This is a genomic window from Chryseobacterium sp. MYb328 (assembly GCF_037572595.1).
In the GTDB taxonomy this organism is placed as follows: domain Bacteria; phylum Bacteroidota; class Bacteroidia; order Flavobacteriales; family Weeksellaceae; genus Chryseobacterium; species Chryseobacterium pennae.
This window is the reverse complement of record NZ_JBBGZQ010000031.1, coordinates 25,879-43,783: the sequence shown is the minus strand read 5'-3', so window position 1 is coordinate 43,783 and position 17,905 is coordinate 25,879. Positions and strand designations below refer to the sequence as shown.

The following is a 17,905-nucleotide window of genomic DNA, read 5'->3' as shown; positions in this document are numbered from 1 at the left end:
TGAATTCATCATCCACTTGTCATTCCGTAGGAATCTCAATAAAGTATTTTCAAAATCCAAAATCAGATTCCTACAGAATAAGAAATAAACGTTTATATTTATTGCTTTTGTCCCACAAAACGAATCACAGAACCCGTTCCGTTGTGAAATAATCCTTCCTTAAGTTCAATTTCTGTTTCCTCAAGTTCTATAATGGAGTAATTCGGGAAGTCAGCCTTAATTTCTTCTATTGAAAATAAATCCTTTATATCTCTGGGTCCACCTACTTTTTCATTTTTTGTGACGTAATCAAGATGCTTTTTACTGAAGGCTTCGAAAATGATAAATCCACCTTTACGAAGATACTGATCAAGCATTTGGTGGATGGATGATTTAATATCCCCCGGAAAATGAGCGTAGATAAGGGCAATTACATCAAATTGCTGTTCATGATAATTTAAGGTTTGAAGCTCGCCAATCTGATAATCTATAGTTACATCATTCTGCTCTGCAAGTTGCAAAGCTTTAGATCTGCCTTGCTCACTGATGTCAAAAGATGATGTTTTCCAGCCCTCTAATGCTGCATAAACAGAATTTCTTCCTTCGCCGTCGGCAGGAAAAAGAATAGTGCCGGGATTTAATTTGCTGAGCTGTTCTTCCAGATAGATATTGGGAGCTGTTCCATATACAAACTCCTCATGGGTATACCTTTCATTCCATTTGTCAAGCCATGTGCTGTCTTTCATTTTTAATAGTTTAATTTCTATCAAATGTAAGGTCTTTTCATCTGTATTAATCAACGGAAAAAACTCTGATGCTAATAGATTTTTTGAATGATAATGTCTGCTTAATAAATATCTAAATACTATTCCGTAAAATTAAAATTTGGAGTAATTTTGAAAAATGATGAATTTAAACCAGATTTTCACCAATCAACGTACAGGAAATAATCCAAATACTAAAGCTTCAAGAACTGATTTTCAAAGGGATTTCGACAGAATTATCTTCTCTTCTGCATTCAGAAGACTGCAGAATAAAACCCAGGTTTTCCCTCTTCCCGGAAGTGTTTTTGTGCACAACAGGCTGACGCACTCTCTCGAAGTATCATCTGTGGGAAGGAGTTTGGGAAGTATTATTGGTGAATTCATTGCTGAGGACTATAAAAATGAACTTACTGAAGATTCAAAGAATTTTTATCTATATAATTTAGGAAATGTAATTGCGGCGGCATGCCTTTGTCATGACGTTGGAAACCCGGCTTTCGGACATTCAGGAGAAGATGCTATTGCAAGTTATTTTGAAAGAAATGAAAAAGATCTGAAATTCAAGTTCAATGAAAAAGAATGGGCAGATCTGGTTAATTTTGAAGGAAATGCCAATGCTATCAGGGTTTTGGCTCAGCAACAACAAGGGAAAGATGCCGGCGGAATCCAGCTTACATTTTCTACTCTGGCGAGTATTGCAAAATATCCGTGTGAGGCAGTAGCCAAGAAAAAAGGAATTATTCACCGTAAGAAATTCGGTTTTTTCCAGAATGAAAAAGATATATTCCTTGAAATTGCAAAAGGAACCCAGCTGATTTCCGAATGTGAAGAACCACATATTTTCAAAAGGCATCCTTTTGTATGGCTGGTAGAAGCTGCTGATGATATCTGCTATAATATTATCGATATGGAAGATGCCCACAGATTGGGAATAGTATCCACTTCTGACTGTGAAAATCTTTTCTTTGAACTGGTAAAATCAGAAAGTAACGATATTGATAAGGTTAAAAATAAACTGTCTTCCATTTCCAATGAAAATGAAAAAATCTCTTATTTAAGAGCAAAAGCGATCAATGCCTTGATTAACAAATCACTTGAGATTTATAAGCAGAATTTTGAAACCATTCTGGAAGGAAATCTTGACAAAGGACTTCTGGATGTCTACAAATCCGAAAACAATGCTTTACAGGATATAGAATCATTCTCTATCGAAAAAATTTACAACCATAAAGCTGTTGTAGAAATTGAGAACGCAGGATACAATGTAATGTATGAATTGCTGGATCATTTCATTCCTTCCATCCTGAAACCGGATGATGAGAGAAAATCTTACGATCAAAAGGCATTAAAGCTTCTTCCAAGACAGTTTGTCTATGAAAACGGAACCGATTACCAGAAGGTATTGGGAATTATAGATTTCGTTTCCGGAATGACAGATAATTACGCTACCGACCTTTACAGAAAAATCAAAGGAATTGATATCGGAATGACGGTATAAACCTATTAGATTAAAGGCTGGAAGAGGGAATAAAGGATGCTGGATGTTACTATTTCACACCTCAATTACTCCCGCTTCCCGCCTTAAATATCCACGGTTTAAATATTATTTCTATCTTTATAAGAATCAATATAAAAACTAAACTATGGGTATTTTTCTGGCTCCCGTTATTATTTTCGGGTTAATTATTTTATTTGCATCGTTTTTTGTGGTTAAACAGGAGACGGCAGCAATCATTGAACGTTTTGGAAAATTCCAGGGAGTAAAACATTCAGGGCTTCATCTTAAGCTTCCCATCATAGATCAGATTGCAAAAAGATTAAATCTCAGAATTCAGCAGCTGGACGTGATGATTGATACTAAAACACTGGACAATGTATTTATCAAGATGAAAATCTCTGTTCAGTACCAGGTCATCAGAAGCCAGGTAGGAGATGCTTATTATCGACTGGAAAATCCTGAAAATCAAATTACTTCATTTGTGTTCGATGTGGTGAGAGCAGAAGTTCCAAAGCTGAAACTTGATGATGTTTTTGTAAGAAAAGATGATGTGGCGATTGCCGTAAAAAGTGAGCTTCAGGAAGCGATGAACAGTTACGGATATGATATTATCAAAGCATTGGTGACAGATATTGACCCTGATGAACAGGTAAAACATGCCATGAACAGAATCAATGCTGCAGAAAGGGAAAAAACTGCTGCAGAATATGAATCTGAGGCTCAGAGAATCAGAATCGTAGCCGTTGCAAAAGCTGAAGCCGAATCAAAAAAACTACAAGGACAGGGAATCGCAGACCAAAGAAGGGAAATTGCAAAAGGACTTGAAGAATCTGTAAGAATGCTGAATAATGTAGAAATCAATTCACATGAAGCATCGGCTCTTATCGTAGTGACACAGCATTATGATACCTTACATTCCGTAGGAGCAAGTAACAGAAGTAATCTTGTTCTTCTTCCCAATTCACCAACAGCAGCAAGCAGTATGCTGAATGATCTTGTTGTAGCCATGACAACAGCCAATACAGTGGGAGAAGCGAGCAAGGGAAAATACCCTGAACCACCACGAAAAGAAGGGGGATATTAATAAGGAAAGGATGATGGAAGCTGGATGATGGAAGTTGTGATTACCGAAAGTAGGGATGAAGGGTTATTTTAAACTACTTTCAGGGTAATATCTATACAATACGATAAAAATATGTTCACTGGCTGATGGTAACTTCCAGCCTTCAGCTTCAGGCTTTCATACAATAAAACAAAAAACGCTTCAGAAATTTCTGAAGCGTTTTTATTTTATTTCTTAGTTTTAGAAACCTGCTCTACCAATGTGTATTTTATTGAAGAAGCATCTGCCGGTGGATTATCTATTTTTTCTGTTTTCACTTTTAAAACATATTCGTAACCCGGTTCATAAGTGAATCCTTCAATGTTGCTGTAGAAATTACTCCAGTTTTCAGAAGCGTTTTCTTTTACCTGCAGGCATTTCATACGACCTGCTCCTGCAGAACAGTCTACGGTTTGTGCTCCTACAATAAGTGTTTTTTCACCTGCTGCTGCAGCATCTTTCTTAGTTTTAGAAACCTGCTTTATCAATGTATATTTTATTGAAGAAGCGTCAGCTGGCGGGTTTGCAATTTTTTCTGTTTTTACCTTTAAAACATATTCATACCCTGGTTCATAAGTAAATCCTTCGATGTTTGTGTAAAAATTAGTCCAGTCTTCTGAAGCCTTTTCTTTTACCTGCAGACATTTCATTGGAGCTACTCCTGTACAGTCTGCTGTCTGTGGTCCTACGATGAACGTTTTTTCATCTCCGGCAGAAACTCCAGCTGTTGTTGTACACTGCGTCATTGCGAATAATGCTAATGCGGGTGCTGCCCCTTTTAGAATTGTTGCTATACTTTTCATAAACTTGATTTTAAAACCTTACCTCACAATTACCATGCCGAAAATTCCTTGAATTAGCGGATTTCCGGGATTGTTTTTTTATTTTTTAATCATTTAATTTGAGGACTCTAATAAGTGAAGAAAGGAAGAATGATATGTTAAATATAATGAAATTCAGGTACGAGATATTGGATGCCAGTAAATTATAGACAGGAAAAAGCTCCTGAATTGAATCTTGTTTTATGATAAACTTAAAGATATAATTGAGGTATTTAGAGTGTAAGAAAGAATTTGAATTGATGAGAAAAATATTCGTATTAATTTCTGCTGTTTGTATTACCGGTAATACGTTTGCTCAAAAGGTAGATAATGCATTGCAGGGATACTTTGAAGAACAGGGAAATGAGACTTTTTATAAAAGTTTTAATTTTGACGGGAACGGTAAAATAGTGGATGGGTTTAAAAGCAGTTATTATTTTACAAGAAATGATAGCTTAATTGTGATTCCGGATAAAGATGTATTTGTTTTTAAAATCAAAAAAGATAAACTAATCGGTATTTCAGACTGGGTTAAAAACGGAGTCTGGGTTCGTAAAAAAGACAGTACTGAGGTTAATAACAGAGTGAATCCTGCAGAATCTCAGAAAAGAGCAGTTTTATTGGCGGGGTATTATGATAAGACGAAAAATATGTCTGGATTGGATGCGTTGTTCTCCAATGCTAACGATTATACCAGGATTAGTGAAGACTTTTGCAATCAGGGGTTAGCCAAAGCATGCCTCAATGCCTTTGGATTAAAGATGATGGAATATACTCCCGGCTTCTTTGGTGACCTTGAAAAAATCAAAGATAAAAAACTCAAGCCCCATCCGGAGCTGATAGAGCTTTCCAAAAAAATAACAGACCTTGGAGAACCGGAAGGATATAATGTTCTTGGAGCTTATTATCACCTCTTAGGACTTCGGGAAAAAGCTTTTGAAACCTGGAAGGAAGGAGAGAAACATGGTGATCCGGCTTCTATGTTATCTATGGGACTTATTGAAGTGGGAGAAGAAATGGATAAAGCTCCCAAGACCCCTAATGTTAAAAAGAAAAAGAAAAAATGATGAAGAAGAAACTGTTGTTTTCATCTGCTTTGGTTCTTAGCGCTTTGGTAAGCGCACAGAAACTTAAGAAGGAAGATGTTGTAGGCTTTTGGAAGCTGAAAGAAGCGGGGTTTTATGAAGGGAAGAAGAAGGTGGTGAAAGAGTTTGATAACTGCAGACTGATGCGTAACTATGCTATAAGAGAAGATGGTTTTGCTGTGTATAACTATATAGGAGGAAAAGTAGGAGATTGTACCCCATCAGAACCAAGGCTTTCTTTTTGGAAGATTGTGGACAACAGGGTCCAGTTTTATGTAGATGATAAAAATATTCTTGAAGAAGTTGTTGTGACTTTCAATAAAGATAAAACCATGACATTTTCGGACTATAAACCGGTTTTTGTTAAGCTTGACGGAGATGCATTAGCGGAAAAAGTGACGAATACCATTCATTATGATATTCTTGAAAAACAGTATTGAATCTAAAAATTTAATTGAAATCCTATGAATTTTGTTACAGTAATCTATCTGGTCAACTTATTGTTATATGCCATTTATTTCTTTGGAAAGGGGAGTAGTGAAGAGGTTATTACCATTGTAGATTATTCGATTTCTGCAATAATGTCTCTTTTTTTAATGATTGCCGGATATGTTAATGCGAAGCAAAAGATGAAGTACAGATCTGTCTTGTGGATGTTTTTTGTAAATGTTGTTTTCTTTGCAATGTCCGGGTTGTTTGATCAGTTTGGAAATAATTTTAATCTTTTGTCAATGGGGAATGATAATTTTATTTTTACCTTAGCTTTAATAGCCTATAACGGTTATTTATTTCCGCTGATTGTAAAACTGGAAAGAACCGGTTTTTCCCTTGTATTGCCACTCGTATTGTCTTTTATTCTACCGTCTTTAGGCTATTGGATAGGGAAAATGATTGCACCGAAAAATTCAACTTCATCTGAAGAAATTTAACCTGAATGTTAAGTGTTTTTGAGTGACAAGGTATTTGTCATTGACTACGTCGAATCTTCGATTTCCGACAAAGAAGGAATCTCATTCATAATTGAGATTCTTTATTTCACTCTATTCATTCAGAATGGCATACTATCTTTAAAGGGAAGCTATAATATTAGTATTCTTCCCGTTTTAATTCCTTTTAATAATTAAAAAAAACATGATGTTGGAAGCAAAAATAGAATGGGGTATCGTTACGGATTCTGTACTTGATTATCAGTTCCTGTAAATTTTTGTCTGCCGATTAATAATTCAAAGAAAAGCTTGAAATCCGAGATCAGTGACCACAACGGATATTTAAAAGTAGCAGGCTTATTCCTTTCAATCACAGCATGGCTAAACCAGGCAAACCCATATCCAACAATCGGAATGTACCATAGAAATCTTTCTTTTCCTGAACTGATCACATATCCTATGACAACAAATATGAGCAATGTACCAATAAAATGGAAAATTCTGGTTCCTGTTTTACTGTGTTCCGTGAGATAAAACTGATAAAATTCCCTGTATGTTTTGATTCTTTCAGACATAGCGGCATTAGTTTATTGTTTCTGTTGAATTTGTAGCAATAATTCTGCCGATTTTTAAATAAGCAATAAAAAAGAAAAAGGCAAAATAGCTCATTGTGCTATTTTGCCTTTTTTAACGTTGTATGTATTGTCTTAGCTATTCTTTAGCTCTTTTCCAAGTTTACTGTTTTTATAACCGTAGAAGAAGTAAATAAACATTCCAATCAGGAACCACATCCCAAACCAGAACCAGTTTTCATGGCTCATTCCGGTAAGCAGGTATAAACAAGAGCTTAATCCTATTAATGGAATAAGAGAAAGGTTCTTTATAAAAGTAATCACACATAAGATTAGGTTGATAATAATAAAGAAGAAAATAGAGGCTCTGAACTCACCGTCTTTAGGATCACTCCAATTCATCAATGTTTGGAAAAACTCAGGTTGCCAATAGTAGAAAGCAATCAGTCCACCAATGAAAATAACCGGGAAAATAATTTTACCGTTGACATAAGGAAGGTGGAATCTGCCTTTTATTTTTTCTTTGGCAGGAAGAGTTAAAACTCCGGCACAAACCAAAACAAATGCGAATATAGTTCCAATACTTGTAAAATCAAGGATGAAAGTTTTATCTGTAAATAAGATAGGAATTCCTACCACAATCCCGGTAACAATAGTTGCAAAAGATGGCGTCTTGTATTTTGGGTGAATCTTAAGGAACTTCTGAGGCATCAATCCGTCACGGCTCATCGCATACCAGATTCTTGGCTGTCCCATCTGGAAAACCAATAATACAGTGGTGATGGCAACAATCGCTACAAAAGAAACCACAAGTTCCATCCAGGCTACATTGGCATTGGTTTTTTCAAAGATGAATGAAAGCGGGTCTCCCACGCCGTCAAACTTTTTGTAATCTACCATCCCTGTTAATACCAAAGTAAGAGCAATATAGATCACTGTACATAATACAAGAGAGATGATCATTCCTTTTGGTAAGGTCTTTTGAGGATCTTTTGTTTCTTCAGAAAGAACACTTAAGGCATCAAAACCAATATAAGCAAAGAAAACTCCTGAAACAGCACTCATAACTCCTGTAAACCCATTAGGCATAAAGGATGGAGTACCTGTTATAGGACTTATTGGTGTCCAGTTGTCTGTATTGATATAAGCGAAACCTACTAAAATAACTAATATAATTACTCCCAGTTTTAAGATAACCAGGGAGTTGTTGAAGTTTTTACTTTCCTTTACTCCAACATAACAGAGCCATGTAATTAAGCCATTGATGACCAATGCAGGAACGTCAACGATGAATTTTAGATTCCCAATAAGCGGTGCGGATTTCCATGCATTTAATAGTTCTTTATTCTCAGAGCCATTCAAAAAAGCTTTTTTAGCTTCTGTATAACTGCAGGTCAGATAGTCAGGAATATGCATTCCGATACGCCCTAAAAAGCTGGTGAAATAATCAGACCATGAAAAAGCTACGTAAATATTTCCAAAGGAATACTCCATAATCAGTGCCCAGCCAATAATCCAGGCAATCAATTCCCCAAAACTGGCATAAGCATACGTATAGGCAGATCCAGCTGTAGGAATCCTGCTGGCAAACTCAGCATAGCATAAAGCGGTAAAACCACAGGCAAAGCCACATATCAAATATAGAAGTATAACACCGGGACCCCCTCTGAAAACGGCTTCTCCCAAACTGCTGAAACTTCCAGCTCCTATAATTGCCGCAATACCAAAAAATACGATGTCCCATACACCTAATACCCTTAAAAGTCCTGTTGAAGTATCTGTATCCGAATAGACTTTCCTTCTAAAAAGTTGACTCATTCAATAAACTATATTTGATTTGAAAAAAACAAATGTAATGATTTTTTATTTTGATGTTAACAGTCGTTAAGAACATTTAAGTAAAAATACTTAACGAAAAGCCTTTAGTCTTTATAAACAGGTATTTCCACATAGCTGTCATTATACCATTTTATTTCCAGCGGTTCCCCGGAATCCTGTATAGTTTCTTCACTTACATCTTTACCCGTTCCATAGTTGATCTGCCAGTTCGGACTTTTGCCAATGCCTACAAATAAAAGCAGTTTACTTCCTTTTTCAACCTTTTTACTGGTAAACATCGATTGTCTGATAGGGATTTGCTCCATCTTGTTCGGTTCAAGAAGCTGACGGACCTCATTATTTTTTGAATAACTGGCTCTTGTCTTATGGGTAGACAGTAAAGAAAGTTTTCCGTTTGGCTGTACCTGATACAGATAGATATCGGTATCCATATCCTTTTTATTGATGGATACATTAAGTAATCCTGACAGGTTTCCGCTGATGATAATATCCTTATCAAGAGGTTCACTCTCAAAATGAATGAGATTATTAACCTTTGCACTGTCTGTTTTACTTATCTTGTAATAAAGATCTTTATCATCTCTGCTTTTGAAATCAACAGTTTGTTTGGTAAAGTCAGGCCTTTCTGGTTTTGTAAAAACAGATGCGCTGTTCTTATGGTCTTTCAGATAGAATTTAAGAGTAGAGGTATGCATTCTGTCAAGAGTAGGAACATGTTTCCATGTATTGGTATTCATCACCTGGAAATTAACCCTGTCTTTTAAGAGCTCTGGTTTTTTTCCATCTTTAAGAATATAGTCAAACCATGAGAAGGCAAGCTCATCAATGCTTATTCTGGCAACGGGATCAATAGGATTACCATTCACATAGGTTGTCCCGAAACTTTGTGCTGCTCTATGATCATAAGGGCCTATTACCAGATAGTGATCAGCATCTTTATTGTACTGGTAATGTTGTTTGAAATAATAAAGAGCACCAATCTGATCATCGTCATAATACCCTGTAGTCGTTAATACAGGAATATTGACCCTGGCAAAATCCTCTTTATAAGGAACCATTTTTTGCCAGTATTGGTCATATCCCGGATGATCCAGCCATCTTTGGAATATCTTGTTGGGCTTTCCACTGATAGTGTCCAGAGATCTGAATGATCTTCCGCTTTTATACCATGCAGTATTGATGGAATCCCATTTTGCAGCATTACTGAAGTCTGCTTCATCAGTATATTTATTGTTTGTAACATATTGTATCCATTGCAGCATATAGCTCATGAATACATTATTCTGTGCCGGATAATCTATCCCGATTCCTACAGCAACCTGTGGGACAATCGTTTTCAATGCCGGATGCAGTTTCTTTACGGCAGCCCATTGACTGAAACCCAGATAACTTCCACCGATCATACCTATTTTACCATTGCTCCATGGTTGCTTGCTTATCCAGTCTATTACCTCATAGATATCCTGTGATTCATGCTCAAAAGGGTTGTTGATGTCATTGCTGTTTCTCTTACCCCGGGTATTGACTACAGCGCCTACATAATTATAGATGGCCGCTCTCTTTCCAAAATAGTCGTCAAATGGACCTGCATAGATGTTGTTGGCGAGGATAACAGGAAGTGGTGATTTATTTTTCTGTTTTCTGACAATAGTAATGGTCAGGGTACTCCCGGTCTTTGTTTTTAGATCCTGGGTTTCAATGATGAAATTCTCCTTATCTTTTGCAGCAATCACCTGTGAAACGTACGGCTGAATACTTGAAAATACTTTATAGTTCAGATAAGTTTTGCATAAGGCAAGGGCAGAGCCATATCCAATACTGTCTTTCCCTTTTTGTTTATCCACTATTGTTTTCAGTAGTTTTCTGAAGTTCTTTACATCTCCTTTGAGAACAATGCTGACTCTTGGGATTATTTTTTCGTCCATACTTTCGTATTTTTTATTGAAAGCAGCCTGGAATGCTTTTGGAAAAGGCATTTTGTTTTTCAATTCATTCAGCTTGGCCATACTGTAGACTTCGTAAGCCAGAGATTTGTAACCCGCCATATTGTTTTCTGCAAATTCCTTTCGGTGCTCCGCTAAAGTAATAATGGAGCCTTTGTAGTCTTTAGCAACAACCTGCAGACGGGAAAGGTCGTCTAAAAGGTCTACATTGTTCTTAGGTTTGTTCTTCGTTGTCTGAAGTTGTGAAATTACTTGCAGAGCAAGACCGGGTATATGTTTTTCGAAAACAACAGAGTCGGTTACAGCGGTTTGCGGAAAATAAAATTTTTGAGCCTGCATCAGGTTGATAAAAATTAATGCTAAAAGTATCTTAAATTTCATATTGTAGTGCATTTATGGTATGTTTTTAGCTGCTGTTGAAAAAGTATCAGGTCGAAAATGTATTTTTGATAACTGTTTACTGAAATTGTTTACATTTTATCAGACGAAATTAAGAATTTTTATCATGCGATAGTGAAATGTTTTTTACTGTTGTGAATTCTTTGCTTTATGGCATTAAATCTGTTAAAACTTGCTTAAACAATAAGTTTTTAATATTTTCGTTAACTTATTTAGACTAATTTTCTTATATCGAGAAGAATGAAATCAAAAAAAATACTTTTAGCGGCTGCGGTCATTTACTTCGGAATCTCCGATGCTCAACAGTCCCAATATTTTACCCAGAAAGAAAATTATAGATTCAATCTAGCTGAAAATCTTTATCAGACTAAAATATACAACGCCTCCCAATACGAATACGCAAGACAATACTTCTACAATCAGAATTTGTCCCGTTCAAAGAAGGAGGCGGCTCAGTTTTTTGATAATGTGATTGGCGTAATTCTTCAGAAAAATCATGCTGAAGAAGGATTGACAGCTTTCATGAAAGAATATCCTAATTCTGCTTATTTTGCACAGGCTAATCTTCCTTTAGCTGACTATTATCTGGCTAAAAAAGATTTTGACAAAGCATTGGAAACTTTGAAAAAGGTAAACCAATATCAGCTATCAAAAGAGGAGAATACCCAGTATATTTTGAAATTGGGCTATGCCAAGTTTATGATGGGTGATTCTAAAGGGGCCACTGATGCTCTGGAAGAAGCGTATACAACAGCAGATCAGTCTCAGAAAGGAGAAATTGCTTATATGCTTGGTCACCTCTATTACAGCAACAGACAAAATGATAAGGCTTTCCAGTATTTTGATTCCATAAAAGATCAGGATAAGTTCTCGAAACTGGTACGTCCGTATTATGTACAGATGTATTACAATGATAAAAACTATGATAAGGCTATATCTGAAGGAAATGCTTTATTGAACGAAAATATTTCAGAATCTTATAAAGCAGAAGTACACAAGATCATTGGGGAAAGTTACTTCATGAAAAGGGATTACAGTTCAGCCTATCCGCATTTGAAAGATTATCTGAATGTACAGCAGAACCCTTCTGAAAATGATCTTTACGAAATGGGATTTGTTGCTGCTCAGCTGAAAAAGTATGATGAAGCAGTTTCCTATTATAACCAGCTTGTTAACAGTAACTCAGCATTGGCACAGAATGCTTATTACCAATTGGGGAATGCTTATTTAGCTGTTGATAAAAAACAGGAGGCTCTTTCTGCCTTCCGTTCTTCTTACCAGATGGATTATGATGCGAAAGTGAAGAAACTGGCTCATGAGCAATATGCTAAACTGGGTTACGATATTGGAAACCCATTTGAGAATCCGTCTACTGTTCTTCAAAGTTATATCAACGAAAACCAGAATGCTTCCAATGCTTCAGAAATGAGATCGCTATTGGTGAAATCATATCTGTATTCAGGAAACTATAAGGAAACATTGAATGCTATTGATAGATTACAGGGTTCAACACCTGATATCAATAAAGTAGATCAGGAAGTTTCTTATTTATTGGGAACAGAAGAGTTCAATAAAGGGAATTATGATGAAGCGGAGAAATATTTCTTAAGAAGTTTAGGCTTTAATATCAATAAAGAATTTAACAGCAGAGCTTTATATTGGTTAGCTCAGGTATATTACCAGAAAGGAAATTATCCGTCTGCGATTGCCCGTTATGAAAAGCTTCTTAATGAAAGCTTCCCGGAAAAGCAGCAGCTGCCTTATGATTTAGGATATGCTTATTTTAAAGCTAAGAAATTCGACCAGGCTGCTACTTATTTCAAGCAGTACCTGGCCAATCCTAAACCTGAATTTAAAAACGATGCAGAACTTCGTCTGGCAGATATTCACTATGCGAATAATGACCTGAATGAAGCAATTGCAATCTATGATAAAAATGCTGACGCTACAGATTATACTGTATATCAGAAAGCAATGGCTTTAGGATTTAAAGGAGATACTCAGGCTAAAATTACCAACCTGAAAAATCTTTTATCCAAATATCCGGATTCGGAATATTATGATGATGCACAGTATGAAATAGGAACGGCTTATGCGGCTCAGGATGACTTTGCGAATTCCAATGATTATTTTGGAAAAGTTATTAAAACATCTTCAGACAAAGACCTGATCGCTAATGCTTCTATCTACAGAGCACAAAATTATATTGATCAGAACCAGAATGATAAAGCTCTTTCTGAACTGAAATCGTTGGGAGAGCAGTATAAAAATACAGCGTATGCTCAAAAGATCGTTCAGGCTGCAAAACCAGTTTTCACGAAAAACGGTGATGTTGCAGGCTATGAAAATTTTGCAAGAACTATTGGAGTAAATGTTGATGCTTCTGAAATTGATGAGATCAACCTGTCTACCGGAAAACAGTTGTTCGCGAAGAAAGACTACAAAAATGCAATTTCTTATTATGAGAAATATCTAACGCAGAATCCAACGGGAGAAGGTCTTTATCAGGCTAAATATGAATTGGGAGAAAGTTATTATCAAACCAATAACTCAACGAAAGCTTTACTTGTTTTACAGGAAGTAGCTGGAGTTCAGAATGATTATCAGGATGATGCCCAAACCCGTTTAGCACAGATCTTTATTACACAGGGGAATACTGCTGAAGCTAAAAAATATCTTGAAGGAATTAAAAATTCTTCCAATATCAGCATTAAAAATTATGCGAATGTTGAGCTGATGAAGCTGTATGCAGGTGAAAAGAATTTTTCTGAAGCAGAAAAACTGGCTAATGCAGTCATTGCAAACTCCAAAAACTCAGCAGCAGTAATAGAAACCGCAAAAGTAATCAAAGCAAGAAGTCTGATGAATTCAGGAAAAGATAAAGATGCCCAAACAGCTTATACGTCTCTTGAAAAATCATCTAATACTTCAGTAGCTGCTGAAGCTCTGTATGCAAAAGCTTATTATCAGAATAAAGGAAAAGCTTTCAAATCTTCTAATGAAACGATCTTTAAGCTTGCGAATAATTATGCATCAGAAGAATATTGGGGTGCAAAAGCATTGGTAATGATGGCTAAAAACTATATTGGCTTAAAAGATAATTACCAGGCAAGTTATACTTGTGACCAGATTATTGCCAATTATAAGAGCTTCCCGGATATCGTAGCAGAAGCGAAAGAAGTTAAAAATCAGATTAAAAAGTAAAAATGCAGTATCCTGTTCATGTAAACAGTCATTAGTACATTTTACATGGATACATAAATACAAGAAGTAGTAATGAACAGAAAAATTCAATTATTATCCATCATATTTTTAGGGGTTTCGCAGTTTGCGTTTTCCCAGATCAAAGAGGAAAAACTGGTTCTTAACAAAAAGAGAGAACCGGAAGTGAAGAAGATCGAGAAAAAGAAGACTTCCGTGGAAACGATTAAAAACTATCCACCGGAAGAGAAATCCCAGACTCCTGTAAGGTACACCATTACAGACGTTCCTGCAGTTTCTGATTTCAAAACTTCTACCATTCAGGGAGAGGATGTGGCTCCGAAATTTGACGGAACAGCTCAGAATAACTATGTCCAGTTTGGAATGGGAAATTATGGGAAGATTCTGTTGGATGGAAATGTATCCAAAACCCTTCAAAATAAGTTCGAAGTAGGAGCAGATGTACATTTGCTGTCTACAAGTGGTCTTAAAAATGATTACGACTGGAAATCAAAACAAACATCCGCAACGATAGGTGCTTTCCTTAACTCTTATGGAGATAAAGGGAAATTCAATATCAATGCTGAATATGGATTGAATAACTATAACTATTATGGGGTTTATGCTTTAGCACCATCAGCAGATGTTGATTTAAAGCAAAAAGTCAATCAGTTCAAAGTAAATGGATACTATGATTTTTATTCCAATGAAATTCTGAATGATGTAAGAGTAAAATCTTCCTTCCTGAAAGATCATTTTGATGCTCAGGAAAACCAGGTTTCTATTTTGGCTAACTTCTCTAAGCATGCTGTTGAGTTAGGAAAATCAGGGATCAATCTGAATGCAGATTTAGGGGTAGGTTTAGAAGCTGTGAAAACAGATTTTGAAATGGTAGACAAGAACTCTTCCAATTTCTTTAATACCAGCTTAACTCCAAAAGTGACTTTCAGAAAAGGAGAGTCTTATTTGATGCTAGGATCAGGATTTTCTTTCCTGAATGCTAAGAACTCAAACAGACTAATGGATCAGGTGAAGAACAATAAAACGTACTGGTTTCCACAAGCTGAGTTCCAGGTGGCTGCTGCCAAAGAATTTAAATTCTATGGTGGGGTAGATGGAGGTCTTAAACTTAACACTTACGGAGATCTTCTTCAGGAGAATCCTTATGTGCTTTCTGACCAGTATTTAAAGCCTACAGAAACAAAATATCACTTTTATGTAGGATTAAGAGGAGATATTGATGAAACATTGAAATATGATGTCTCTGCCGGTTTCGGAAAAATGAAAGACATCATGTTCTTCAGAGCAAACAGTCTTTTTGATAATAATTATACCATGAATCGTGCCGCTTATGACTATGCAAACACATTCTCTGCAATCTACGATGATGGGAATGTAAGTGATATCAAAGGAAGTGTACAGTATTTCCCATTAGAAAACTTAATGATTGACGGGGAAGTAAGGTTTACAAAATATAACTTGAAGAACTACGATAATATCTACAACGTTCCATTAGTGAACGCGAGTATTGGCGCAAAATATACGATGCTTGATAAGAAATTATTGCTAGGTTTCAAAGGAATTTTCGCAAGCGACAGAACAACTAACTCTTTTTCAATTGAAGGAATTGCAGATGTTTCAGCTCCTAATGGGATGATTTACCGTTCATTAGAAAATACGAACGATAAAGTTGGTGGTTACGCTGATTTAAATCTTTCTGCAGAGTATAAAATTCACAAAAATTTCAGTATTTTCGCACTCGGAAATAACCTTCTAAGCTCAAAATATCAAACCTACAAGGCTTATAAAGTCTTAGGCCCACAGATTCTGGGTGGTGTGAAGATTACCTTCTAAACCATAAGTAATCAGCAATGAATGATAAGTAATTTAAGTATTACGTATTACTTATCATTCATTCCTGATGAATACGGCTGCATAGTTTAATGGATAGAACTTCGGATTTCGGCTCCGACAGTGAGGGTTCGAATCCTTCTGCGGTCACAAAAGCTCCTTTTTTAAGGAGCTTTTTTGTTTGTATGCCCCTGAAAATACCTCCAATATCAATTTACTTTATGTATTCCTGTCATGAAGATTTTTAAACTTTCTACGAAACTTATTCTTTTTGGTTTGTTATTGTATAGTGGTTAAGAGTGAAAAATAATTCGAAGTATGGGGAAATACCTATGTTTTTATTGGATGATTTTACTTATCATTGTATGATAAAAACACAGATCCAAATGATAAATTATTATGTAAAAGAAGGGCAATCCCTTGTTGACCTTTGTCATGAGATACAGCTTGAAAATCCTGAGTATTTAAAGGAGTATCATAATCAAAATTGTTCTTTGACGGAACGATTGAAAGATGATATTGTTCAAGGAATAAAACTTTATATTCCATCATCATCTGAAATCCACGAGATCAATAAGAGAATCAGAGACGACAACCAAAGCTTTTATGATTTTCCAGCTAAAGGAAGATTTCCTTTTGACTTTAAACTCTGTGCGGGAAATTATCAAATTACCCAGACTACCTATTCCGATGATATAATTCTTGCAAAGTATGAACATAAAGTTAGGTTAGGTTTTGAAGGAATCAAAAATGGTTATTATAACTTGCTCTTTTCAGCATTTGATTTCATTAAGAATGAAGATTTCTCGGAGACCAAAGCGGATACACTTGCCAAAATGTGTATAGAGGTTATCTACCCAATTCGATATATTATAGATACAATTCAATGCGTTGATAATATATGTTTTACAAGAGTGTAAGAATGCAAACATAATTTAAAATACGCAACAAGTTTAAATATATATGATTTTTCTTATGCAACCGAATTGTATAGACAATTTAATAAACCCTTATTTCTAATTTTTTCACAAAACCACGGAAAACCATAAAGGAAGGTATTCATGTTTTTATTATATTTGTTAGAATAGTAATATTTTGATTTTGCTGTTTTTATATTTACCATGAATAACCATTATAGTTTATGCCCTTCAACCTTATTGATACAGATTGTTCCCCGTTAGTCATTGACTATGAATATGAGATAAAAAATAAAGATTTACTAGCAGAGTATGTTGGGGAAATGTTACTGGGTCATCACCTACACATCAATCGTATCATTAATTCTTTGAGTACTATTTTTCCTGTACATCCTAATGACTCCATTGATAAGGTGATTAATAAAATAACATCAACCACTATTGAAAAGCGTGATGGATGGATTTTTCAAATGATATCCTGGATCGTATTGGCGCAGAGAAGTGCTGGTGAAAAATTCTTTTCTAATTATCCTCATTTTGCACCAGCTCAACATGGTATTGATGGTTTAGCTTTAGTTCTAAATGATGATGATAGTTTGAGAAGTATAATTATAACTGAAGATAAATGTACTACGGGTCCGAGAGGTAAAATTACTCAACAAGTTTTTCCTGAATTTGAGGAGTTTGAAAATGGAGAGAAAAATAATGCCTTGGTATCAATAATTTCTATCTTAATTGGTCAGCTTGATGCTGGGAACATACTTCAAAATGTCCAAAATGATATTTTTGATAATAAATATCGTCTTTATCGCATAGGAATAACCAGAGAAGGTAGACATAATGACAATGAAGGTAGAAAGGATTTATTCAAAAATTACGATAATTATATTTCTGGAATTACTTCAGAACGTAGAAGTGGAGCAACTATTTATCTTGATAATATGAGGAATTGGATGCAGGACTTTTCAGATAAAGTTATTGCCTATTTACAATCTAAAAAGTCTTGAT

14 protein-coding genes and 1 tRNA gene are annotated in these 17,905 nt (G+C 35.5%); 10 read left to right on the top strand and 5 right to left on the bottom strand.

The window, feature by feature from the left end; all coding sequences use genetic code 11:
* Positions 1-98 precede the first annotated feature (98 nt).
* Entirely contained in the window at positions 99-725 is a 627-nt protein-coding gene (locus WH267_RS22855) for a class I SAM-dependent methyltransferase (RefSeq protein WP_123318800.1), read from the bottom strand.
* A 160-nt stretch (positions 726-885) separates the two neighbouring features.
* Here WH267_RS22855 and WH267_RS22850 point away from each other — a divergent pair, with 160 nt between their 5' ends.
* On the top strand, positions 886-2,241 hold the full coding sequence (locus WH267_RS22850; RefSeq protein ID WP_115972225.1) for a deoxyguanosinetriphosphate triphosphohydrolase: 1,356 nt from the start codon (positions 886-888) through the stop codon (positions 2,239-2,241).
* Between the two features lie 145 nt (positions 2,242-2,386).
* Entirely contained in the window at positions 2,387-3,325 is a 939-nt protein-coding gene (locus WH267_RS22845) for an SPFH domain-containing protein (RefSeq protein WP_115972200.1), read from the top strand.
* 206 nt (positions 3,326-3,531) lie between these two features.
* On the opposite strand, the gene WH267_RS22840 is transcribed toward WH267_RS22845, so the two are convergent.
* Complete coding sequence (locus WH267_RS22840) at positions 3,532-4,146, bottom strand: DUF4377 domain-containing protein (protein WP_228438785.1); 615 nt, start codon at positions 4,144-4,146, stop codon at positions 3,532-3,534.
* A gap of 278 nt (positions 4,147-4,424) precedes the next feature.
* Here WH267_RS22840 and WH267_RS22835 point away from each other — a divergent pair, with 278 nt between their 5' ends.
* The 3 genes from WH267_RS22835 to WH267_RS22825 are packed head-to-tail and all read left to right on the top strand — an operon-like array spanning position 4,425 to position 6,178.
* Positions 4,425-5,231 (top strand): hypothetical protein, encoded by an 807-nt coding sequence (locus WH267_RS22835; RefSeq protein WP_340011204.1) that lies wholly within the window; start codon positions 4,425-4,427, stop codon positions 5,229-5,231.
* Positions 5,228-5,689 carry a lipocalin family protein gene (locus tag WH267_RS22830; RefSeq protein ID WP_115972202.1) on the top strand — a complete coding sequence of 154 codons (462 nt, stop codon included), beginning with the start codon at positions 5,228-5,230 and terminating at the stop codon, positions 5,687-5,689. The genes WH267_RS22835 and WH267_RS22830 overlap by 4 nt, the downstream gene beginning before the upstream one ends.
* Before the next feature lie 24 nt (positions 5,690-5,713).
* Positions 5,714-6,178: a hypothetical protein gene (locus WH267_RS22825; protein WP_115972203.1), complete on the top strand. Its 465-nt coding sequence runs from the start codon at positions 5,714-5,716 to the stop codon at positions 6,176-6,178.
* Positions 6,179-6,414: 236 nt separating this feature from the next.
* Here the strand turns inward: WH267_RS22825 and WH267_RS22820 are convergent, their stop codons facing one another.
* The 3 genes from WH267_RS22820 to WH267_RS22810 form a co-directional block, all read right to left on the bottom strand.
* A complete protein-coding gene (locus WH267_RS22820; protein ID WP_115972204.1) occupies positions 6,415-6,750 on the bottom strand; it encodes a DUF962 domain-containing protein in 336 nt (111 codons plus the stop codon).
* A gap of 132 nt (positions 6,751-6,882) precedes the next feature.
* The gene (locus WH267_RS22815) at positions 6,883-8,565 is read right to left on the bottom strand and encodes an APC family permease (RefSeq protein ID WP_340011201.1); all 1,683 of its coding nucleotides are present in this window, start codon (positions 8,563-8,565) and stop codon (positions 6,883-6,885) included.
* Positions 8,566-8,669: 104 nt separating this feature from the next.
* The gene (locus tag WH267_RS22810) at positions 8,670-10,910 is read right to left on the bottom strand and encodes a CocE/NonD family hydrolase (protein ID WP_340011200.1); all 2,241 of its coding nucleotides are present in this window, start codon (positions 10,908-10,910) and stop codon (positions 8,670-8,672) included.
* Positions 10,911-11,168: 258 nt separating this feature from the next.
* Between WH267_RS22810 and WH267_RS22805 the strand changes: the two genes are divergently transcribed.
* The 5 genes from WH267_RS22805 (at position 11,169) to WH267_RS22785 (ending at position 17,904) form a co-directional block, all read left to right on the top strand.
* Positions 11,169-14,132: a tetratricopeptide repeat protein gene (locus WH267_RS22805; protein ID WP_340011198.1), complete on the top strand. Its 2,964-nt coding sequence runs from the start codon at positions 11,169-11,171 to the stop codon at positions 14,130-14,132.
* Between the two features lie 72 nt (positions 14,133-14,204).
* A complete protein-coding gene (locus WH267_RS22800; protein ID WP_340011197.1) occupies positions 14,205-15,983 on the top strand; it encodes a TonB-dependent receptor in 1,779 nt (592 codons plus the stop codon).
* A 75-nt stretch (positions 15,984-16,058) separates the two neighbouring features.
* Positions 16,059-16,130 (top strand) — tRNA-Arg (locus tag WH267_RS22795).
* A 236-nt stretch (positions 16,131-16,366) separates the two neighbouring features.
* Positions 16,367-16,900, top strand: a complete 534-nt coding sequence (locus WH267_RS22790) for a hypothetical protein (RefSeq protein ID WP_340011195.1) — start codon at positions 16,367-16,369, stop codon at positions 16,898-16,900.
* 221 nt (positions 16,901-17,121) lie between these two features.
* Positions 17,122-17,904 carry a hypothetical protein gene (locus WH267_RS22785; RefSeq protein ID WP_340011194.1) on the top strand — a complete coding sequence of 261 codons (783 nt, stop codon included), beginning with the start codon at positions 17,122-17,124 and terminating at the stop codon, positions 17,902-17,904.
* Position 17,905: the final 1 nt, after the last annotated feature.